Genomic DNA, 20,309 nt, shown 5'->3' with positions numbered 1-20,309 from the left:
CCTACACCTCCTCCGCGAGCCGTTGGAATTCGCCTGCAAGCCGGGTGACTTCGTCGTAATCACCGGTCTTAGCCGGTCCGGTAATCGATCCGCCGGCCCCGATCATGATGGCGCCGGCCTGCAGCCACTCCTGAACGTTCCCGAGATCCACACCGCCGGTTGGCATGAGCTGCAGGTGCGGCAGCGGGCCGCGCAGCGTTTTGATAAAGGAAGGGGCGTACATTTCCCCCGGAAACAGCTTGACCACCTGCGCGCCGTAGGCCATCGCTTCGGTCGCTTCCCGGACGGTCATCACCCCCGGAAGATACGGGACGGCGTAGCGATTGCACAGCTTCGCCACCTCGGGATCAAAGGACGGGCTCACAATAAAGGAGGCCCCCCGGATGATCGCGAGCCGGGCGGTTTCGCTGTCGAGCACGGTGCCCGCGCCGACCACCGCCTCCGGATACTTCTGTACAAGCGTCCGCAGCGCGTCGTCGGCGTCCGGCACGGTAAAGGTGACTTCGAGCGTTTTGGAGCCGCCCTTTACGCAGGCATCGGCAGTCTTCACTGCCTCTTCCGGACTATCGCCGCGGATGACCACGGCCACCTTGTTTTCAATCATCTGGTTTAGAATATGAAATACTCTCATCGTTTTCTCCTTTATACTCCAGAATAGGCGGAAAACCCGCCGTCAATCGGTACGACAATGCCGTTTACAAAGCCGGAGGATTTTTCGTCCACGAGCCACAGCAGCGTTCCCACCAGCTCCTCCGGCTCCCCGAAGCGCTCCTGCGGCGTCTGGGAGAGTATTTTTTCCGCTCTCGCACTCAGCACGCCCTCCTCGGAAAACATCAGCTCCCGGTTCTGATCCGTGAGGAAAAAGCCCGGCGCCATCGCATTTACCCGCACTCCGGATTTGGAGAAGTACACAGCAAGCCACTGGGTGAAGTTGCTGACGGCGGCCTTCGCCCCGCTGTAGGCAGGGATTTTTGTCAGCGGCCGGTACGCATTCATCGATGAAATATTAATGATCGAGCCCGGCCGGTCGTACACCATGTCGCGGGTGAACACCTGCGATGGAATCAGCGCGCCGAGAAAGTTCAGGGAAAACAGCTGATCCACCGCGGCAGGGTCCAGGTCGAAAAAAGTGCCGCCGCTGTCGGGCGTCTCCGGATTGAAGTATTCCTCTCCGGTTGTTGCCTTCGGATTGTTGCCGCCCGCTCCGTTTACGAGAATATCGCACGGTCCGAACCGGCTTTTTACGTCCTCGTAAATGGCTTCCATGGCCTGTTTGTCCGTGACATCGCCGCTGTAGCCCGCGGCTTCTCCTCCGCTTTCGCTGATCCGCCGGGCCACCTGCTCCACTTTTTCCTTGTTGCGGGCAATAATCGCCACCTTCGCTCCATTGGCAGCGAGCGCCTCGGCCATCACCGAGCCAAGCACGCCGCTTCCGCCAGTGATAACGACAACTTTATCCTCCAGTGGAATTTGAAATGGTGTCTGCATCGTTTATCTCCTCTCCCGCACAGCATCGATAATGCCGTTAAGATATACCGCGCCGAGTGCACGGTCGTACAAACCGTAGCCCGGCCGGCCTTCTTCGCCCCAGATCATCCGTCCGTGATCCGGGCGGATCGGGCCTTCGTAGCCTGTTTCGATCAGCTTCTGCATGATGCCAACCATGTCGAGCGAGCCGTCGTGCACGGAATGCGACGTTTCCTGAAACGATTTTTCGCTTGTCCATCGCACGTTTCTGGCGTGCACAAAGTGAATGCGGTCCTGCATATGTTCAATCATGCCGATTAAATCGTTCTTCCGGTCCGCGCCGTAGGAGCCGGTGCAGAAGGTAATCCCGTTGTGCCTGCTGTTGACCCGCTTCAGCATGGTCATAACGTTGGCTTCATTTGTGATAATGCGCGGCAGGCCGAAAATGTCCCAGGGCGGATCGTCGGGATGGATGGCCATCAGCACATCCTCTTCCTCTGCGACTGGAATAATCCGCTCCAGAAAGTAAATCAGGTTCTCCATCAGGTCCTCTTTCGATATTTCTTTATATTCCTCCATGATAACCCGCAGGTCGTCCTTCTGGTAGGACAAATCCCATCCGGGAAGTGTCAGGCTCCCGTCGAGCGGATCAATCTGCTGAATCAGGTCCTCGTCATACATAAGGGAATGCGAGCCGTCCGGAAGCGGTGCGTCAAGCTTGGAGCGGGTCCAGTCAAACACCGGCATGAAGTTGTAGCAGATGGTCTTAACGCCCTCCCGGGAGAGGTTGCGGATCGTTTCCTGATACTTTTCAATCCAGCTGTCTCTCGTACTTTTGCCCATTTTAATGTCTTCGTGCACCGGCACGCTTTCCACTACGTTCCATACGAGACCCCGCTGCTCGATTTCAGCCTTTACATCCCGTATTTTTTCCCGCGGCCACGTTTCGCCCGGCGGCAGATCATAGATAGCAGATACAATTCCCTTCATCGCAGGGATCTGCTTGATTTTTTCAAGCTTGACGGGGTCTTCGGTCCCGTACCAGCGAAAGCTCATCTCCATCGACTGTTCCTCCTTTAAATTGAAAAATATTTTTTCGCGTTGTAATAGCAGATATTTTCGACGTACGTACTTAACAGCTTCAAGTCATAAGGCGCTTTTCCTTCTTCCACCCATGTGCCAATCAGGTTGCAGAGAATGCGCCGGAAATATTCGTGCCGCGAAAATGACAAAAAGCTTCTCGAATCGGTCAGCATGCCGATGAAATTGCTGATCAGGCCAATGTTGGCAAGAGACTTCATCTGGCTTTCCATTCCGTCAATGTGGTCATTGAACCACCAGGCGGTGCCTACCTGCACCTTGCCGGGGGTTTCGCTGTTCTGGAAGCTGCCGGCAATTGCCGCAAGCGTATTGTTGTTATTGGCGTTTACGCTGTACAGAACCGTTTTGGGGAGCGCACCATTTTGTTCGAGCCGATCTAAAAACGCAGCAAGCGGACGTGCGGGCAGCTGGTCATGAATGGCGTCAAAACCCGAATCTCCACCGAGCTTATGAAACATCGCGGTATTTGTGTTGCGGAGCGGATGAAGGTGCAGTTGCATCACCCAATTCTTTGCCGCGTACCTTTCGGCCAGATGCAGCAGCGTATACGTTTTGTATTTGGCTGCTTCCTCCGCCGATACGGCCTCCCCGTTTATCCGTTTTTGGAAAACGGCTGCTGCTTCCGCTTCGCTCGCTGGTTCATACACCATTTCCGTGAGTCCGTGATCGGAGCTCCGGGTGCCGAGCGCATCAAACGCCTCGATTCGTTCATCCAGCGCGGCTAAAAGCTCCCCGTAGGAGGAAATGCTTTTTCCTGTCACATCTGCCAGCTGCCGCACCCAGGACGGAAAGCTGTCTTTTTCCAGGTGCAGCGCCTGATCCGGACGATAGGAAGGCGACACGTCAAACGGCAGATGGCTCTGCCCCAGCTGCTCGTGCGTGGTTAACGCGTCTGCCGGGTCATCCGTCGTTCCCAGAAATACGACATTGTCCTTTCGTAGCAGCGACTGCGTAGAGAACTCCGGGGACTGCAGCTTTTCCCGGGTTTCCTTCCAGATTGCTTCCGCCGTGTCTCTGTTTAACAGCGTATCAATGCCGAAATACGACGACAGCTCCAGGTGCGTCCAGTGATACAGCGGGTTCCCGAGCGTGTTCGGCACGGTTTCCACCCATGCCAGAAACTTTTCGTAGTCGCTTTTGTTTCCCGTAATATATTCTTCTGCGATTCCATTTGCCCGCATGGCTCGCCACTTGTAGTGATCGCCACTCAGCCAGATCTCAGCCAGGTTATCAAAGTTTTTGTCGTTTAAAATTTCGCCGGGCGGCAGGTGATTGTGATAATCAATAAGCGGCAGATGCTTTGCATAATCATGGTACAGCGTGCGCGCCACTTGCGACTGAAGCAGAAAATCTTCGTGAATAAACGCAGTCATATTCTCATCTCCTAATTAATTTGTTTACTATGCAAACTATTAAATTTATACTTTTAACACAGCAGCATTCATATTACTAACATACGCAGTACTAGTAGAAAGAGGGATCTTCCTTGCATAAAGGTGACTGGAACTATATACGAAACTTAAACCGTCGGGTGATTCTCGAAGAAATCGTGAAAAACGCCTCCCTGTCCCGGAGCGAGCTGGCGAGAATTACCGGCTTAAATAAAGCGACCATCTCCACGCAGATCAATGACCTGCTCGAGCAGGGGCTCGTGATTGAAACGAGAACCGAAGCCCTGGACACCCCAGGCCGGAAGCCGATTATTATTGAAATGAACGAACGCGCCGGCTTTACGATAGGAGTTGATATTGATGAACTCAGCACAAATATCATTTTCTGCGACCTGAAGGGCCGCCGTCTTCATCAAAAGCAGCTGCATCTGGATACGTACCATTTTGAAAGCATGCTTGATGAATTAATTCAACAGCTGCAGACAGAAATCGATGCCTTTCAGAGCGGTTCCTCTGCTGCCCCACTCGCCGGAATCGGAATCGGAATTCACGGCATCGTGAACAACGACAGCCAGATCGTTTACACCCCGAAACAGGAATGGGTGAACCTGGATGTAAAGACCCGCCTCGAAGAAGCGTTTGACGCCCCCGTGCATGTAGACAACAGCGCCAACCTGGCAGTGTATGCTGAACATGTTTATGCAAAACATGGGTCCGACCTGTTCTGCCTTACGCTATACTCAGGCATCGGGCTCGGCATGGTTAAGGATTCGGTCATTTACCGCGGGCATCAGGGCTTTGCCGGTGAAATCGGCCATATGATTATCGAGCCGGACGGCAAGCCCTGTCCGTGCGGCAACCACGGCTGCTGGGAGCTGTATGCTTCCAATAAAGCATTTTTTAAGCTGCTTCACGAAAGCGGCGACGAGTTCCATACCCAGGACCAGGTAAGTAAACACCTTGAAACGATGGATGCGGAGCAGGAGATTGCCGAATACATTTACTACCTGTCAATTGGCGTGAATAATGTGATTAACATTTTCAATCCGGAGCGCATCATCATCAACAGCCCGCTGTTTGCCTCCAAGCCCGATCTCTTAGAGCGGGTCGAGGCGTCTTTGCAGTCCAAGTTTAACAACTACGAACAGCTGAAGATCTCGAGTCTGAATGAAGACGCCTGCGCGCTCGGAGCCGCGGCGCTTGCGTTTAAAAAGTTTCTCGGTGTTCACCATGTGGACCACTCTGCCTCCTTCAGCATATAGCAGAAAGAACGGAGCTACATCAGATCAAACAGCTGCGGCAGAAACAGGCTAAGCTGCGGGATAAAGGTGATCGCGAGCACCATGACAATCAGTATGATGAAATACGGCACCAGCGCTTTGATGACGCTTTCGAGTCTTGCGTTGGCTACGCTTGTACCGACAAACAGTACGCTTCCGACCGGAGGGGTAATATTTCCGATACAAAGGTTGAAGGCAATAATAATCCCAAAATGGACGGGATCGATGCCAAGCTCGGTGACGACCGGTAAAAAGATCGGTGTGAAAATAAGCACGGCCGGCGTAATGTCCATAAAGGTTCCCATTACGAGCAGAATCACGTTGATGAGCAGAAGAATGACGATCGTATTCGCGCTGATTGAAAGAAGCGCGCTGCTGATCCCTGCTGGTATCTCGGTATAGCTCATTACGAGTGAAAACAGCGAGGATGCTGTAATCAAAAGCAGAATCATGCCCGTGATTTCGATGGTTTCCTTGAAAATGTTTTTAAATTCCTCTTTTTTCAGCTGCTTGTATAAAAGCGACAGCAGCAGAGCATAAATAACGGCAACCGCTGCGCCCTCCGTGGCGGTGAAAATGCCGGCAACGATCCCGCCGATAACGATGATGATCAAAAGCAGACTCGGAATCGCATCAAATACGATAAACATTTTATCCTTCCAGCTGACCTTCTCCGACACTGGATATTTATGCTTTCTGGCATATACGTAAGCGACGGCTATCACGGAAAGGCCCCATAAAATCCCCGGAATATAGCCGGCCATAAACAGCGCTGCAATCGAGGTTCCTCCGCTGACGAGAGAATATACAATCAGCATCGAGCTCGGCGGTATCAACAGTCCTGCCGGCGCTGATGCAATATTGGTGGCGGCCGAGTAGCTCAGGGAGTATTTCTGTCTCATTTCCATCGGAGTCATGATTTTACCCATCGCAGCAGCTGCTGCGACACTTGAGCCGGAAATTGACCCAAACAGCATGTTGCCGACAACGTTTGTATGTGCAAGTGACCCCGGCAGGCGGCCGACAATAATTTTTGCCAGATTAATAAGCCGGAAGGCAATGCCGCCGTTGTTCATAATAATCCCTGCAAGCACAAACAGTGGAATCGCCAGAATCGTGAAATTATCTACGCCTGTGGCGAGTCGCTGCGCGGTAATAATAATGCTCACATCAAACGGAATGACAAGCGAAATGGTAACCATGGCACTCAGCAGAATGGCAAGTGCAATCGGCACGCCGAACACAAGCAGTATACCGAGCAGTGCGAATAATAAAATTCCTGCTGTAACTGTCATCCTTTTTCCCCCTCACCAGCAGTGCCGATCCGGCTGCTGCCCCGAAGCATATCAATTACGGCATAAAGCACGATACATACACCCGAGGCCGGCACGGCGCTGTAGACAAACAGCATGGACATGCCCGTCGCCGGAGCTGTTTCCGAGTATGTATACGACAGCAGAATAATGCCGCCGATGATCATCGGTACTATTCCTAAAAACACCCATAAAATATTAATGGCAAGCCCGATGAGGCGCTGCGAACGCTCCCGGAACTTTTCGACCAGAAACACAATGGCAATGTGCTTTTTCTGGCCGAACACGTAAGCCGCAGTAAGCAGCGTGAACCAGATGAGCATAAAGCGGATGATTTCTTCGCTCGTAGTACTCGGCGCATCCAGGACGTACCGGGTAAATACCTGCCAGATCGACAGCGCCGCCATGCAGGTGATTAGCACGGCGTTCACGATTAAAAGCGCACGGTCGAGAATCATTTTGGCCTTTTGCATCCTACTCGGCCTCCTTTATTTTGTTGTAAATCTCAGAGGTATCCGGGTCGTTTTGGAATTCTTCATGCAGCGGCTGGACCTCGTCAATAAACGACTGTTTATCCACTTCATAAAACTCTACATTCATTTCCTCTTCGGCTGTCACCTTGGCCTCTTCTACCGTTTGATTCCAAAGATCTTCATGATAGCTGGTCGACTCCTCCGCAGCTTCTTCAATGATTTGTCGTTCACTATCGGACAGACCTTCCATAATATTTTCATTAGCAATCAGCATGTCGGGAACGATGGCGTGCTCGGTGTAGAAATAGTTTTTCGCCACTTCTCCGTGGTTGCTGTTTGTAAGCGCAGTAGCATTGTTTTCGGCTGCGTCAATAACACCTGACTGCAGTGCGGTGTATACTTCACCGTAGCTCATCGGTGTCGGTGTGCCGCCCATGGCGTCAATCATCTGCACGCTCGTCTGGCTCGGCTGGACTCTTGTTTTCAAGCCGCTCATATCCTCGCTTGTTTCGATCATTCTGCTTTGCGTATAAACGTTACGAACCCCGGCGTCGTAATACGTCAGGCCGCGGAAGCCTTTATCTGCGGATTCCATATAGATGTCGTCCGTCACGTCCTCGTTGTTCATGACACGTTTAAAGCTTTCCTGGCTTTCAAATAAATACGGCAGACTGAAGACGGAATACGCCGGTTCAAAGCTTTCGAGAGCACTCGCACTTACTTTACTGAAATCAACGGCCCCGGCCTGGGTGCCTTCAATGACTTCCCGCTCGCTTCCAAGCTCACCATTCGGGTAAATTTTAATGCTCATGGCTCCGTTTGAGTTTTCTTCCACCAGTTCGGCAAACCGTTCAAGCGACTGGTGTACTGGGTGATCCGTCGGCTGGTTGTGAGCAAGCGTGAAGTTCTGTTCTTCTTCTCCGCTTGCACTCTGGCAGCCTGTTAAAGCAACCAGAACCATGATTGTGACAAGGCTGATCCATTTTTTCACAGTGGTTCCCTCCTTTGATTGGCTCCAGTGACACTCATCCCCACGAAAACCTCGTGCCTCCTTTTCCATTGATAAAAACCTTTCTGCTTTCTGCCTTTGGCAGCTGAAGCTGCATAGACGCAAGACCGTTGTCGTAGGACCCTTCCTGAGAGGCTTCAATATAGATGCCACTTTCATCGGCTGTCATCGTGCACGCAATGGAAAGCACTTCAGGGTCGTGCTGCCTGTCGTTGTCGTCGTAATACGTAAACGATGTGCGTTCGCCGTTTTGGCCCGGGTACGCGTACATGTCGATCCGGCTTTCGGCTTTGTTTTCCACCGGAAGCAGACTGCCGCCTTTTACCATGACCGGCGTATACTCAAGCGGCGCGGGAACTGTCACCTCCTGCCCTCCCGCGTACCACTGTTCGGTGTACAGGTCGTACCAGCCGTGCACGTGTTTGGGAAGATACACCGAGCGCTCGCGCTCACCCGGACGCACAATCGTGCAGACAAGCAGCTCTTCGCCGAGCATGAATTCGTCGTTTTCGTTGTGCGTTGCTGCGTCATTACCAAAGTCAAAAAAGGTCGGCTTGATCACGGGCTCGTAGCTCGCCGACGATTTATGCAGCAGTGAAAAAATGTAGCCGGACAGCTGCTGGTGCCAGTGAATCGTCTCCGATACCTTACCCACAATTTCCGGGTACATCCACGGTTCATTGACCGTCTGGTCGTCGTTCCATGAATGAATCGTAAACCTCGGGTAGTAGATGTTGCTCTGGATCCAGCGCAGAAACAGCTCCGGCTCCGGGGCGTTGCCGGAAAAACCGCCCGTGTCGTGCCCGAAGTTGTAAATGCCGGAAAGACTTAGGCCGATTGCCATTTTGATGTTGTACTGGAGCGTCTCCCAGTTGGAATAGTTGTCCCCGGTCCACGTCTGGGCGTACCTGCTGAGGCCGGCACTTCCTGCCCGGCTGATCAGATACGGCCGGTGTTCCGTGTCAAATTCGGTCTGTGCTTCGAGCGAGCTTTTCGTCATCAGCATCGGGAAGATTGCCCGGTAATCCTGAAACTTTCCACCCTGGCCGAACAAATGAACGTCCGCCTCCGGATCCCAGATTTCAAATTCATTGTTGTCATTCCAGGTGGCGTCGATGCCGTTTGCAAGCAGCTCCGTTTTTACGTTTTCCTTCCACCAGTCAATTGTCTGTTCATTCGTGAAATCCAGGTACACGCCCATGTCGTCCCAGAACTGCTGCAGAAGCGGCCGGCCTTTTTTATCCAGAATAATAAGATCGTTGTTCAGCACTTCCTCGTGCTTCGGATGGTCAATCAGCAGGCTCGGCTTAATGTTGGCGATGATTTTAATACCGTTCGCATGAAAATCTTCGGTGAATTTCACCGGATCCGGGAACTTGTCGTAGTTCCAGTTGAACACATACCGTTTATGGTTGATCGAGGTATACCCGGAGGACAGATGAAAGGACTCACATGGGATATCATACTTCTGGGTATCCTCCACAAAGTTCATCAGCCGTTCCTGCGATTTTTCTTCATCGGTGTAGGTCATTGTCGATCCGGAGTAACCGATGCTCCATTTCGGCATCAGCGCCGGACGTCCGGTCAGCCAGGAGAAGCGGCGGGTAACCTCGGCAACCGCTGGCCCGAGAATGAAATAGTAATCCAGAAAGTCCGAATTGGATTGAAAAAATTTGTACTTTCCGTGATAATTATCTTTTTCCCGCCCCATGTCGAAAGCGCATTCATTATAGTCATCGTAATAGAGACCGTAAGCCACATCGGTTTCCGGGGAGTGCGTAATATAGTATGGAATATGCTTGTACAGTGGATCGGTTTTTTCCGCATCGTAGCCCATGGCGTCAATATTTAACATTCGGAAGCGGTCGCCGTGCTTGTTGACCTTTCCCGTCTTTTCTCCGAACCCGTAAAAGCGGTCGGTGTCGTTACGCTTTAAGTAGTGGGCCGTAGGGGCAGTTTCGGCAACCTGAAAGGCGTACGCCTGGGTGGTGCGGTCCTCTGCGATCAAAACGTCCCCCCCGTTTGTCTTGTCATACCAGCTGCAATGAAGCTTCACCAAGTTTATTTTCAGCTTGAGCGCCGTCGTTTCAATCGTATAATCTTCCGGTGTTTCTGATATTTCATAATCAGGCAGCGTAAAAAGCTCAGTCAGACGATTCCGATCCAGTCCTTCAAAAGGAACCTCCGTGTCCCCCGGCGCCACCGCCCACGTATGTATATTCATTTCCGGACGCTCTTTTGTTAACGTAACCCGGAATAATTTCTCTTCTAATACATAAACGCAAAAGTACATTTCCTGCACATCCGATTCAAATACCAGCACGTTATTCTCCTGCGCTGATAAATAAAACTGGTCCTTCGTCGTTAACATATGTTCACCCTCTTTGGATTAATCACTTGCCTGAATAATTAATTTGTAGTGTAAACAAATTAATTATTGGTTTTATGATAAGGCTTTCCTAAGCATTTAGCAACCCCGGTTTTACTTGATAACATATTCTTTTTCCTGCACCTTCTCCACTGTGCAATTTCACTGATTCATTAAAAAATGGCTCCCCTGACTGTTCCGGGGAACCACCGCTTTGCCGCTATTCTTCTGTCCGCTTTCTGTGATACAGGAAATTACATATAAAAAGCACCGCCACCACCGCGCTCATAAACAAAATGCCTTCTATTCTGTACTTGGCATCGTAATGGGTCTGGTCCAGTAAAAGCACCAGATTCCATGAAAAAAATAAAAATATTCCATACAAATAAAGAACAGACTTCGTACTTTTCATCCAACCCCTCCATTGGCTAGTTTTTGCTGGCTTTTTCCTGTTCCCTTCCCCATTTCAGGTAAATCGTTAGAATTGGGCTTTATTAAAGGATTTTTAAAAGACGTCTTCCTGGCATAAATGTTGTTGACGTTTATTTTGTACCAGTGTACTATTTAATTAATACACTAATACAAAGGAGCTGTGCTTTATGACAAGCTGGTTACAATTGTGGAAAAAAGAGTTTGCGCTGACGCGATCCATTTTTTATTGGTGCCTGGCGCTAATATTCATTGTTATCATCTTCGCCGTGCTTATGAACAGCGGGAATTTTTTCTCCGTAAATACGAACAACCCCTTCCAGACGGTGGGAAGCGTGGTGCTCGGTTCTCTCAGCGCAGGCATTCTGGCCCATTTTGTTTATCTTCCAATCTACATGATTGTCAGCCTGGAACTCGAACGCCGCCAGATGCATCTCTGGCTGTATCAGCCGCAGCCGCTCGCTAAAATGCTCAGCGCCAAATATGCAAGCGGACTCACATGCGCTTCTATTTCTCTTTTTATCAACGGCCTTCTCCTGCTTATTGCTACCTGGGTAACGCCGGGTATCCCTGCCTTTTTCGGCTTACTCCAGGAGGGAGTAACATGGCTGCAGCTGCTCGCTTTATGCTTGCTTGGTGCTGTCTTTGTGCTTTTCGTCTCTCTTTATTTCAGTATCTATTTGTTATTCATTTACTCGTTTGACTTCGCGTTTCGACACACCGTGGGCCGAGGGCTTCAAATTGTGCTGGCGATTGCCGCCGTGGTTCTTTTAAGCGTCCTTGCCAACTCAGGACTCGGCGATGTATATCACGCGATCACCAGCTGGGGGCAGTTTTCGCTCACTGGACTGGTGAATGCAGAATTTATTAACTTCAATTTATATACCGGAGTTATTCTTTTTCATGCCGTGGTTGGCGCAGCCCTCTTTATCCTGTCCGCTCAGTTGATTGATAAGAAAGCGGAGGTATAAGCTTATGGCTTACACATTTGATAACTCCAGGCCCATTTACCAGCAAATCATTGATACGATCCATGGCAATATTATTCGGGGCGAATGGCCGCCGGGGACGAAGCTTCCCTCCGTCCGGGCGCTGGCTGTCGATTTTGGCGTCAACCCCAATACCGTCTCCCGGACATACAGCGAATTAGAACGGACAGGAGTGTTGGAAATGAAACGTGGCCAGGGAACCTTTGTGACCGAAAGCGAAGCAACCATTCAGCAGCTGAAACAGCAGCTGATGCATCAGCGGATTAAGGAATTTATGAACGAAATGGAAAGCCTCGGCATGAGCAAAGCAGAAATCCGCCGGGGCATTGACTCCTACCGGAAGGATGATGACCATGATAACCTTTGACGGGGTAACGAAGAAATTTTTAAGCCGTACCGCTCTCGAAAACGTAACGATCGAAATCCCTGCTAAAGGAGTGACAGGGGTCGTCGGCGAAAACGGCAGCGGCAAATCCACCCTTCTCAAGCTCGCCGGCGGGCTGCTGCGTCCGGACAAGGGCACCGTTGCCTATAACGGGCAAAAGGTATCACGAAAAGACAGCTCCCGTATCGCTTATTTATCGGAAAATGACCATATATACGCCTTTTTCCGCATCGACGAATTAATTGATTATCAGGCTTCCCAGTTTCTTGATTTCAACAAACAGCGTGCTTATGACATGCTGTCGTTTATGAACCTCGATCCTGCACAAAAAATCAAAACGCTCTCCAAAGGCAACCGCGGCCGGGTAAAAATCGTTATCACGCTCGCACGGGAAGCCGAGCTGCTTCTCCTCGACGAACCACTTTCGGGACTCGACCCGATTGTACGGCGCTCCATTATCCAAAGCCTCGTGTCTTTTGTTGATGTCGAAGCCCAGGGCGTACTAATCAGTACGCATGAAGTCAGTGAAATGGATCCCCTGCTCGACCGGGTGCTCGTGCTCCGGCAGCAGCACGTGCTCGACCTCGAAGACAGCGAAGCGATCCGCGAGCAATTTGGTGTCGATACCGCCGGGTGGATGGAGCACATTTATGCCAGGAAAGGGAAGGTTTAATCATGAACCAGCATCCTGTTTTGCAGTTAGAGGGGCTCACCAAGTCCATTCAAAAAACCACCGTCGTCCACCCCCTGGATTTACAGGTGCACGCCGGGGAAGTGTTTGGCTTTATTGGCCCGAATGGTGCGGGCAAAACCACCACTATCCGCATGATCCTTGGTCTTGTGAAGGCGACAGAGGGCGATGTTTACATCGCTGGCGAAAATGTGCGGAGCAATTTTTTAACCGCCATTTCGAGCGTCGGAGGGATTATCGAAAGCCCTGAAATGTATGACTTTTTAACCGGGGAACAAAACCTGAAGCACTACGCCCGGCTTGCCGGCAATGCTTCAGCAAACAACATCTGGGATGCTGCTGAACGGACAGGTATCGCCTACGCCCTGAAACGGAAATTAAAGACCTATTCCCTCGGCATGAAGCAGCGTCTCGGGCTTGCGCAGGCCCTGCTCCACCAGCCAAAGCTGCTAATATTGGATGAACCGACAAACGGCCTGGATCCGGCGGGTATCCGGGAGCTCCGGCATTACCTGCGCCAGCTCGCGGAGCAGGAGCAAATGGCAGTATTCATCTCCAGCCACCAGCTATCGGATATGGAGCAGATGTGCGACCGTATCGGCATTATTCACCAGGGGCACCTGGTGGATGTGCAGCCGGTCCAGTCCTTTGTACAGGGAGACCGTCAAAAACAGGTTGTCACCATTGTCACCGATCAGCCCCGCGAGGCGTCTACGGCGCTAAAACCATTTACACAGGAGCAGACGGCTGTGATGGACGCTTCCTCTGTCCGGGTGTCTCTTTCGCCCGACGATGTGCCTCAATGCGTAGCGACACTAGTCGAGCATGGCATCCGTATATACGAAGTCTCCGTCCACCATCATTCGCTCGAAGACCAGTTTTTAAAAGTAACCAACGGGGGTGCTTGAGTATGCTTACAGCTATCTGGAAAAATGAAAATATGAAATGGATGCATAAAACGAGCACCTGGGTCATTGTAGGCCTGGTTACGCTGATGATCATCGGAGCCGCTCTGCTCGGGAAATGGAACGGAGTGGAAGAAGAGTCGCAGTGGCGTGCTGATTATGAACAGGCACTTGCCCAATACGAGGAAGGCGGAGAGCAGACAGCCGCCTCCTTAACACCGGAGCTCGCTGCTGAATATGAATACCGCCTGCAGGAAAACATCCCTCCTCTCACTGCCTATGGGCAGTGGAATTATATGGACCAAATGACGTTAATGGTCTCGTTCATTACCCTGTTTTCCATTATCGTTACATCAACGCTGGTCGCCGGCGAGTTCCAGACGGGCTCGGTGAAGCTGTTGTTTATCCGGCCGGTCGCGAGATGGAAGCTGCTCTTGGGCAAATACCTTTCCGGGATGACGTTTGCAGCGCTTCTCACTATGTTCACTCTCGCTCTCGTATACCTTACAGGCGGCCTGGTGTTTGGCTTCTCTCCGCTCGGCGCCCCTTACCTTTACAGCAGCGAAGACCTGCTGGAGCGGAATGTGGCGGTTCATATGCTCAGCATATTTGGTCTTGGCTTCATCCAAACAGCCATCATGACGCTTTTTGCTGTGATGATAGCCTCCCTGTTTCGCAGCAATGCCATGGCTATTGGCATCAGTGTGTTCAGCATGTTTTTCGGCACCACCGCCACCGCTTTACTGGCGCAGCTCAATGAAACACTCGCGTCCTACAGCCTGTTTGCCAACAATGATCTTACGGTATTTATCAGTGATAATGTTCGCCAGCTCGTTGATGTCAGCCCGTGGTTTTCAATTATGGTCTTAAGCTGCTATACCATATTGTTTGTAGTAGCAGCACTAGTCAGCTTCACCCAAAGAGACGTGGCAATCTGATACAAAGCCCTGATTTCACCCCTGGAAGAAAACGATATCCTATAAAAATCCACTTTGAAGCCGTTTCTCCAAATTTGGTTTTGTTCATAAAAACAGAAGGGTCTCCTCTTTCTTCAAGGATGACCCTTCTTTCTTAATCTTTCCTCCGCAATATTTCAGCCACCAATAGAAACACCGCTCCTGTTATCCCCAGCCAATATACAGGCACGGTTAACATCGGCCCCATCGGAGGCAGCCAGAAATACATTGCAAAAAATACAGTACCCGGCACGATACCGAATATAAAACCTGTCGCCAGAAATTCCTTTATTTTCGAAATATCCCGGAAACAAGACCACTTGATATAACGAAACACACTATAGCCCACGACCGATATTGTGATGCTCCCAAGGATAATAATTATTGCAGTCGTACCCAGGCTGTACAATTTCGTTGGCTCCATCTGCTGAAAACCATATAAAAGAATCTTTCGTATCAATCCAGTAGACAGCATATATACACCTAAAAAATAACAAATGCCCATTACAAATAACGCCATCATTTCTTTGGGCACTGTATGAGGAAGCTCGCCGACAATATCCTCCGCATACTGCCTTGGATCGGATCCAAACAGCTCCGAACTGTCTCCACCCTCTGCCTGCAAAACGAGAAGATGATCCAGCAGCTCCATCAGCACCTCTTCGGTCTCCTGGTCACTTTTATTAAATGAAAGGCGGATATACACCATCATATCTTCATATATCTTCTTGTTTTCTTTATTTAATTGGTTTCGCTTTTCGTTGTTTTCCTCCACCAACGTACTCACCTATGAATCCTCCTCGTCCAGTAATTGATCAACGGGCTGCTTCAAGGCCTTCCAGTTTTCCCGGAACGCCTTCAGCGAAGCTTCTCCCGCCGGGGTCAGCGTATAGTATTTCCGGTTCGGTCCACTGCCTGAAGCCTTCATTTCCCCGTGAATCAGCTTTTCCTTCTGCAGCCGCAGGAGCAGCGGATAAATGGACCCTTCCTTAACGTCGATTCCCTGCTGCTGCAGCTTGACCGCTAGCTCGTAGCCGTAGACGGTCTCCCGGGAAATAATAGCTAAAATACATCCTTCCAAAATGCCCTTCAACAGCTGGCTTCGCTCATTCATCTGGTCACCTGCCTTGCAATACATGCTAGTTATTTAATTAAATACCCGCCGGCCATATTGCCGCCAGAACGGGTTAAAATAAGTATTCCTCCGCTATCTTGTATAACAATATAGTTTTACCTTAATACACCTTCAGTCAAAAAACAACAATGACTTTAATCATTAAAAGCCTTGTATTTTCGTTTCTTATGTTCAAAAATGGAAATAATTACTAACGTCGGGTTTAGGAGGGAAGCTATGCGTACTGCTGTTCATATATTGTATTTTGTTCTGCTGTTTTTCGTATGCGGATTAATTGGGTTTGGTTTATTTGGAACGGGCTTTACAGCTGACCTTCACCCTTCGACGTTTCTTTTCTTCTTTTCCTTCAGCGCCATATGGACGGTCAGTTATGCAGGGCATCTACACCTCGGACGCTGGGATCTGCGTCTGGCTTTATGGGTATGCACAGCCCTTGGAATAAGCCTGCTGTTCGCTTCAGGGTCAAAAATATTGGAGGTTCTTCAATGAAGAAATGGAATTTTGCCATGCTGCTGATATCCGGCATGTTTTTGGTGTACGGCCTGGGCTTGGTATCCCTGTTTACTCTCGGCATTTTCAGCAGCATCAATCAATTTTTTATTACCATTGGCATGGCATCCATTCCTCTGATTCCTTTTTCTGTGTGGCTGTACCTGCTGTACCAGTTTCATGCCAAAAAAGATCATCAGAACTTTTACATTAGCGTTGGATGTTTTGCACTTCTGATATTCGCTTTAATATACGATGTGCAGATGATCCAGCGTTATATTGCCTGACAAGATTTGAATATTTGCCAATAAGGAGGACATAGACATGAATTTCGCCTGGAAAATAGGGATATTCTCAGGCGTTTTAACGATTATTGTTTTATTTTTCCTGGACGTTCTGCTTCCCGATCTGCCCTCGTTACTCCAGATATCCAGCAATGCTATTGTTGCTTTTCTTACGATGGCAACCGCTTATGCCGTCTTCAGCAAAAAGAATTCATGAAAATTGTCTATAAGGAGCAGTCACGATGAAAATGCTCAAAGTGTTAAAATATATACTGATGATTTGGCTCATTATTCACGGCCTCACAGCTATCGTATTAAGCCTGCTGATACTAACCGGTGCTCACTATATCGATGTGCCTGTGTCTTCAGCGATATCCGCTTCCATGGGCTCCGGCATTTACATCTGGGTTGCCCATCAGCTCAAACGGAAAGAAGGAAAAAATGATATTTCATAAGCCGTATAGTTATTGGTCTGTAGTGACAAGTTTGCTCGGTATTGCATTTCTTGGCCTCACCTATGTTATTGCTCCAGATATACCACAGGGCTTCACTCTATTTGTGATCAACATATTAGTAATTTCAGCTGCTGTTTTTATCCTTATTGGCGTATTGAGCAGTATTGCGGCCATAGTTAACAAAGAGCCCGGGATAAAGAAATACTTAGGGATTTTCATTCCTTCTACAATTATTTTATATATTGTACTGGTGCCTCTTATCATGGGGCTGTTATTTGGCATTAACAATAACCCTTAAAAAAATGGCCTTCGAAAGTCATTTTCATATTGCCGTCACTATCATTTGTCATTAAACAATCCAAAAAGTCATACACACAGCAGAAGCTACGGCTAAAAGAAAGGACCCTACGACAATTACCTGTTGGAAATGCTTACGGCTTTTACGTTCAATATAATCGCAGACATTTACAACTAAAAATAGAGCTACAGCAGGCAGACCAAGATTATCTGTCGTAATCGTTTTTCCCGTCACCAGCATGAGAGCAACAAACAACATCCCGTAGATCAAAGCTGTTTTGGCTCCGGGACTTGCTGGCTTCAGTACTGTCTTTTTCTCCTCTTTCTCCTTTGCAGCCAGCATAGATGTCCTTCTTTCTTTGTAATTATTCGCGCACGCCAAAAAAATTCAAAACCCTTCCAAAGATTCAATTTAACAAATTTATCCAGTAATGAAATCCACCCAAATCATCAAATAAAAAAATCCTGCTTGAATAAATTTTTAACCCCTATTAATAAAGGGTTGCGACTTTAATATATGTATATTATCGTTTTAAATGTAATTAATTTACATAAAAAGATGATATTATACGCCGGGCTGATGGAGGTCTGCCTTATATCTTTTATATTATTTTGCATAAGATCAGGAGGGCTTCTATGTTTACTTCCATTCTTCAGCTTCCTTTTCAACCCAGGAAGCAATTTGCTTTTCTAACAAACCATTACCCGCTTTTACTAGTAGCATCCATTATCCTCGGAACCAGTCTTTTACATACGTTTATTACGAATTATATTTTTCCCGCTACTAATCAATCTCCGATTATTTCCCACAATTCCTGGCTCATAGTATTGGAGACCCTGTTTTTAGGGATTTCTGTTTTTATATTACCCGTGATTTTGAAAGGGGCGGGCAGCATTAATGATCGTCCCCTCTCCTATCAAAAAGCTTTTTGGGTCAATATTTTAACTATTATTCCTTCCCTTTTTTTACTGCCGGTAGCGCTTATTGGATTGCTGACATTTATTGCGCAGGGAAGTACTCCGTCATTATTTACGTTTGTTTACAGAGTGCTCGAATGGCTTTCTTTTATTTGGATATTTGTCGTTGCCGTCGGCACGATCCAGGTTGCGGCAAATACCAGCAGGCCAAAAGCCTTAACGATCGCTTTCACGTACGTATGCTTTACCGTGATAGCTGCTGTCGTCACAGTTTTGTTTCTGGGAGGCTTTTACGCAGCGTTCTAGATTCCCCCATCGGCCCGGACGCCATCAGAGCAAGAGCTTCACCCACTATATTTACGTAACAACCCTTTCGGAATGTGACAATAATCGCCGGGGTGCTTATCCAGTCGGTCCTGGTGCTCCTCGGCGCTTTTAATGTAGTTTGTCAGAGGCAGCACCTCCACCATGATACGGTCGTAATCTGCTCTCTCCCTGAAAAACGCCTCCGCTTCTGTTAAATGCTCCGGCTTTTCGCTGTACACGCCGGTTCTGTATTTCTCTCCTATGTCCTCCCCCTGCTGATTCAAGCTGTACGGATCAATGATTTCAAATAAATATTCCATCAACTCTCTGATTGATATTACTGCAGGATCAAATCCCGTTTTCACGCATTCGGCGTAGCCATCATAGCCACCGTCCAGCGTATAACTGCTTCCATTTGCTCTGCCCGCCTCTGTAAATTCCACGCCAGGCAGCGTTTTGATAAACGCCTGCACGCCCCATAAACAGCCGCCGGCAAGATAGACTGTCTCCATATGACCGCTCCTTTTTGTGTAAAAACAGTAGTCCAGTGTGCTTCCTTCTATGTATGAATAAATTAAGACTTATATTAACTGTTTTTACACAAGTTTAAAAGGCTCGCCAGGTTCAAGCAATGATAAAAGTAAATGAGCTCCCGAGTTTACACGGCCAATAACATTAACATTCGGATGAGCCGGCAGGTCTTTCTTCGTTATTTGAAGCTCTCCCTGGTACCTGCCATATTTGTTATTATCAACAGTAATCGTTCCGGCAGGTCGGGGTTCCGGCACATAAGATGGCAGTATTTGAATCTGCTTTTGCGCAGCGTAAGAGCGGGATGGTTCCGAGCGTATTACATCTCTTGCCGGATCTGGCCGCTGCCAGTGCTGCATGCCAAATATGTCTGCGGCGCTGGTGTTTTTTACGAATAATGAAGAACGGAGGGATACTTCGTTCGTTTCTTCATAAATTTTAAAAAGGAACGCTTCTTCGGAGGAAAGCATGCTGTCCCCAATACATATATCATTAACAGCACATGTGCGCCATAAATCAAGCGCCGCTGCAAACGGAGCTGCTTCGCGGTGCTCCTCGAGGGTGGGCAAAAATTGATGTAAAGGTCCCCGGGGTTTTTTATCTCCTGGTACAAAGGCGCATACGCGAATGCTTTCTGATTGCAGCCATTTATTCTTCTGGGTGATATAATTCCGGTCGAGTCCGGTTTCAGGCCGGGGATAAAAGTTGTGCCAAGCCGCTAAGGAGGAGAAATTCACACCGCAGGCTTTCAAATCCTTGAGCATGGATTCAGTTATTGTACTAGCGTTTAATAGTACATTGACATGTTTGGCAAGCGAGGCAATTCCGGGGGCGTCAATGCCATAATCCACCCTCACGCCGGTAAGACCCCACTCCTGAAGCTTTTTTCCATCTGCCTCTGTCATATCCAGCAATTGAAAGGATGCTGGAGATATGTCTGCAAACAACTTGAGTCCAAGCGATGCTGTCTGTCGGGCGAGGGCTTGAAGCTGGTTTTGATATGAGGAGATGTTATCTTCGGGTATATGAAGTGAAGTAAAGACAAAAGAAAAACCGCTATTTTTCATACGTGCTAAATAAGAGGAATTTTCTTCCAAGTCTTCAGTAAGATAAACGCTAAACCCTTTCATGGATTTC

The 20,309-nt window shown here is 48.9% G+C and carries 26 protein-coding genes; 12 read left to right on the top strand and 14 right to left on the bottom strand.

Features of this window, described 5'->3' with window-relative positions; translation table 11 throughout:
• Position 1: 1 nt before the first annotated feature.
• From G548_RS0114225 to uxaC, 4 genes are read right to left on the bottom strand one after another with little or no spacing between them, the layout of a single operon-like run.
• Complete coding sequence (locus G548_RS0114225; RefSeq protein ID WP_022794821.1) at positions 2 to 631, bottom strand: bifunctional 2-keto-4-hydroxyglutarate aldolase/2-keto-3-deoxy-6-phosphogluconate aldolase; 630 nt, start codon at positions 629 to 631, stop codon at positions 2 to 4.
• Positions 632 to 642: 11 nt separating this feature from the next.
• A complete protein-coding gene (locus tag G548_RS0114220) occupies positions 643 to 1,488 on the bottom strand; it encodes an SDR family oxidoreductase (RefSeq protein WP_022794820.1) in 846 nt (281 codons plus the stop codon).
• A 3-nt stretch (positions 1,489 to 1,491) separates the two neighbouring features.
• Positions 1,492 to 2,529, bottom strand: coding sequence for a mannonate dehydratase (gene uxuA, locus G548_RS0114215; protein ID WP_022794819.1), 1,038 nt, complete (start codon positions 2,527 to 2,529; stop codon positions 1,492 to 1,494).
• Positions 2,530 to 2,543: 14 nt separating this feature from the next.
• Positions 2,544 to 3,941: a glucuronate isomerase gene (gene uxaC, locus G548_RS0114210; protein WP_022794818.1), complete on the bottom strand. Its 1,398-nt coding sequence runs from the start codon at positions 3,939 to 3,941 to the stop codon at positions 2,544 to 2,546.
• 113 nt (positions 3,942 to 4,054) lie between these two features.
• Here uxaC and G548_RS0114205 point away from each other — a divergent pair, with 113 nt between their 5' ends.
• Positions 4,055 to 5,221 (top strand): ROK family transcriptional regulator, encoded by a 1,167-nt coding sequence (locus G548_RS0114205; protein ID WP_022794817.1) that lies wholly within the window; start codon positions 4,055 to 4,057, stop codon positions 5,219 to 5,221.
• 14 nt (positions 5,222 to 5,235) lie between these two features.
• Here the strand turns inward: G548_RS0114205 and G548_RS0114200 are convergent, their stop codons facing one another.
• The 5 genes from G548_RS0114200 to G548_RS18335 all read right to left on the bottom strand — a co-directional run bounded on the left by G548_RS0114200 (position 5,236) and on the right by G548_RS18335 (position 10,814).
• The gene (locus tag G548_RS0114200) at positions 5,236 to 6,534 is read right to left on the bottom strand and encodes a TRAP transporter large permease (protein ID WP_022794816.1); all 1,299 of its coding nucleotides are present in this window, start codon (positions 6,532 to 6,534) and stop codon (positions 5,236 to 5,238) included.
• A complete protein-coding gene (locus G548_RS0114195) occupies positions 6,531 to 7,025 on the bottom strand; it encodes a TRAP transporter small permease (RefSeq protein WP_022794815.1) in 495 nt (164 codons plus the stop codon). The genes G548_RS0114200 and G548_RS0114195 overlap by 4 nt, the downstream gene beginning before the upstream one ends.
• Position 7,026: 1 nt before the next feature.
• Entirely contained in the window at positions 7,027 to 8,016 is a 990-nt protein-coding gene (locus G548_RS0114190; RefSeq protein ID WP_027847440.1) for a TRAP transporter substrate-binding protein, read from the bottom strand.
• Between the two features lie 34 nt (positions 8,017 to 8,050).
• On the bottom strand, positions 8,051 to 10,405 hold the full coding sequence (locus G548_RS0114185) for a glycoside hydrolase family 31 protein (protein ID WP_022794814.1): 2,355 nt from the start codon (positions 10,403 to 10,405) through the stop codon (positions 8,051 to 8,053).
• 217 nt (positions 10,406 to 10,622) lie between these two features.
• Positions 10,623 to 10,814 (bottom strand): hypothetical protein, encoded by a 192-nt coding sequence (locus G548_RS18335; RefSeq protein WP_022794813.1) that lies wholly within the window; start codon positions 10,812 to 10,814, stop codon positions 10,623 to 10,625.
• A 187-nt stretch (positions 10,815 to 11,001) separates the two neighbouring features.
• On the opposite strand from G548_RS18335, the gene G548_RS0114175 reads away from it, so the two are divergent.
• From G548_RS0114175 to G548_RS0114155, 5 genes are read left to right on the top strand one after another with little or no spacing between them, the layout of a single operon-like run.
• Positions 11,002 to 11,802, top strand: coding sequence for a hypothetical protein (locus G548_RS0114175; RefSeq protein ID WP_022794812.1), 801 nt, complete (start codon positions 11,002 to 11,004; stop codon positions 11,800 to 11,802).
• Between the two features lie 4 nt (positions 11,803 to 11,806).
• Positions 11,807 to 12,187, top strand: coding sequence for a GntR family transcriptional regulator (locus tag G548_RS0114170; protein WP_022794811.1), 381 nt, complete (start codon positions 11,807 to 11,809; stop codon positions 12,185 to 12,187).
• Positions 12,174 to 12,878, top strand: a complete 705-nt coding sequence (locus tag G548_RS0114165; protein ID WP_022794810.1) for an ATP-binding cassette domain-containing protein — start codon at positions 12,174 to 12,176, stop codon at positions 12,876 to 12,878. The genes G548_RS0114170 and G548_RS0114165 overlap by 14 nt, the downstream gene beginning before the upstream one ends.
• 2 nt (positions 12,879 to 12,880) lie before the next feature.
• The gene (locus tag G548_RS0114160; protein WP_022794809.1) at positions 12,881 to 13,804 is read left to right on the top strand and encodes an ABC transporter ATP-binding protein; all 924 of its coding nucleotides are present in this window, start codon (positions 12,881 to 12,883) and stop codon (positions 13,802 to 13,804) included.
• A gap of 2 nt (positions 13,805 to 13,806) precedes the next feature.
• Positions 13,807 to 14,739 carry an ABC transporter permease gene (locus G548_RS0114155; RefSeq protein ID WP_022794808.1) on the top strand — a complete coding sequence of 311 codons (933 nt, stop codon included), beginning with the start codon at positions 13,807 to 13,809 and terminating at the stop codon, positions 14,737 to 14,739.
• 133 nt (positions 14,740 to 14,872) lie between these two features.
• Here the strand turns inward: G548_RS0114155 and G548_RS0114150 are convergent, their stop codons facing one another.
• The gene (locus G548_RS0114150; RefSeq protein WP_022794807.1) at positions 14,873 to 15,544 is read right to left on the bottom strand and encodes a hypothetical protein; all 672 of its coding nucleotides are present in this window, start codon (positions 15,542 to 15,544) and stop codon (positions 14,873 to 14,875) included.
• Positions 15,545 to 15,871, bottom strand: a complete 327-nt coding sequence (locus G548_RS0114145; RefSeq protein WP_022794806.1) for a PadR family transcriptional regulator — start codon at positions 15,869 to 15,871, stop codon at positions 15,545 to 15,547.
• A 237-nt stretch (positions 15,872 to 16,108) separates the two neighbouring features.
• Between G548_RS0114145 and G548_RS0114140 the strand changes: the two genes are divergently transcribed.
• From G548_RS0114140 to G548_RS0114120, 5 genes are read left to right on the top strand one after another with little or no spacing between them, the layout of a single operon-like run.
• Positions 16,109 to 16,381, top strand: coding sequence for a hypothetical protein (locus tag G548_RS0114140; protein WP_022794805.1), 273 nt, complete (start codon positions 16,109 to 16,111; stop codon positions 16,379 to 16,381).
• On the top strand, positions 16,378 to 16,668 hold the full coding sequence (locus tag G548_RS0114135; protein WP_022794804.1) for a hypothetical protein: 291 nt from the start codon (positions 16,378 to 16,380) through the stop codon (positions 16,666 to 16,668). Before G548_RS0114140 ends, G548_RS0114135 begins: the two co-directional genes overlap by 4 nt.
• Positions 16,669 to 16,705: 37 nt before the next feature.
• Positions 16,706 to 16,882: a hypothetical protein gene (locus tag G548_RS19335; RefSeq protein ID WP_022794803.1), complete on the top strand. Its 177-nt coding sequence runs from the start codon at positions 16,706 to 16,708 to the stop codon at positions 16,880 to 16,882.
• Between the two features lie 25 nt (positions 16,883 to 16,907).
• Positions 16,908 to 17,120, top strand: a complete 213-nt coding sequence (locus G548_RS0114125) for a hypothetical protein (protein WP_022794802.1) — start codon at positions 16,908 to 16,910, stop codon at positions 17,118 to 17,120.
• Positions 17,107 to 17,418, top strand: coding sequence for a hypothetical protein (locus tag G548_RS0114120; protein ID WP_022794801.1), 312 nt, complete (start codon positions 17,107 to 17,109; stop codon positions 17,416 to 17,418). The genes G548_RS0114125 and G548_RS0114120 overlap by 14 nt, the downstream gene beginning before the upstream one ends.
• Positions 17,419 to 17,469: 51 nt before the next feature.
• Here G548_RS0114120 and G548_RS0114115 read toward each other — a convergent pair whose 3' ends face one another.
• Entirely contained in the window at positions 17,470 to 17,760 is a 291-nt protein-coding gene (locus tag G548_RS0114115) for a hypothetical protein (protein WP_022794800.1), read from the bottom strand.
• A 293-nt stretch (positions 17,761 to 18,053) separates the two neighbouring features.
• Between G548_RS0114115 and G548_RS0114110 the strand changes: the two genes are divergently transcribed.
• Positions 18,054 to 18,641: a hypothetical protein gene (locus G548_RS0114110; RefSeq protein WP_022794799.1), complete on the top strand. Its 588-nt coding sequence runs from the start codon at positions 18,054 to 18,056 to the stop codon at positions 18,639 to 18,641.
• A 38-nt stretch (positions 18,642 to 18,679) separates the two neighbouring features.
• Here the strand turns inward: G548_RS0114110 and G548_RS0114105 are convergent, their stop codons facing one another.
• Both G548_RS0114105 and G548_RS0114100 read right to left on the bottom strand, forming a co-directional pair.
• Entirely contained in the window at positions 18,680 to 19,153 is a 474-nt protein-coding gene (locus G548_RS0114105) for a peptide-methionine (S)-S-oxide reductase (protein WP_022794798.1), read from the bottom strand.
• An 84-nt stretch (positions 19,154 to 19,237) separates the two neighbouring features.
• Positions 19,238 to 20,302, bottom strand: coding sequence for a MupG family TIM beta-alpha barrel fold protein (locus G548_RS0114100; RefSeq protein ID WP_022794797.1), 1,065 nt, complete (start codon positions 20,300 to 20,302; stop codon positions 19,238 to 19,240).
• Positions 20,303 to 20,309 lie beyond the last annotated feature (7 nt).

It is taken from the genome of Marinococcus halotolerans DSM 16375 (assembly GCF_000420725.1).
In the GTDB taxonomy this organism is placed as follows: Bacteria; Bacillota; Bacilli; order Bacillales; family Marinococcaceae; genus Marinococcus; species Marinococcus halotolerans.
Note: the sequence above shows the minus strand (reverse complement) of the source record. Positions and strands in the feature narration are given on the sequence as shown.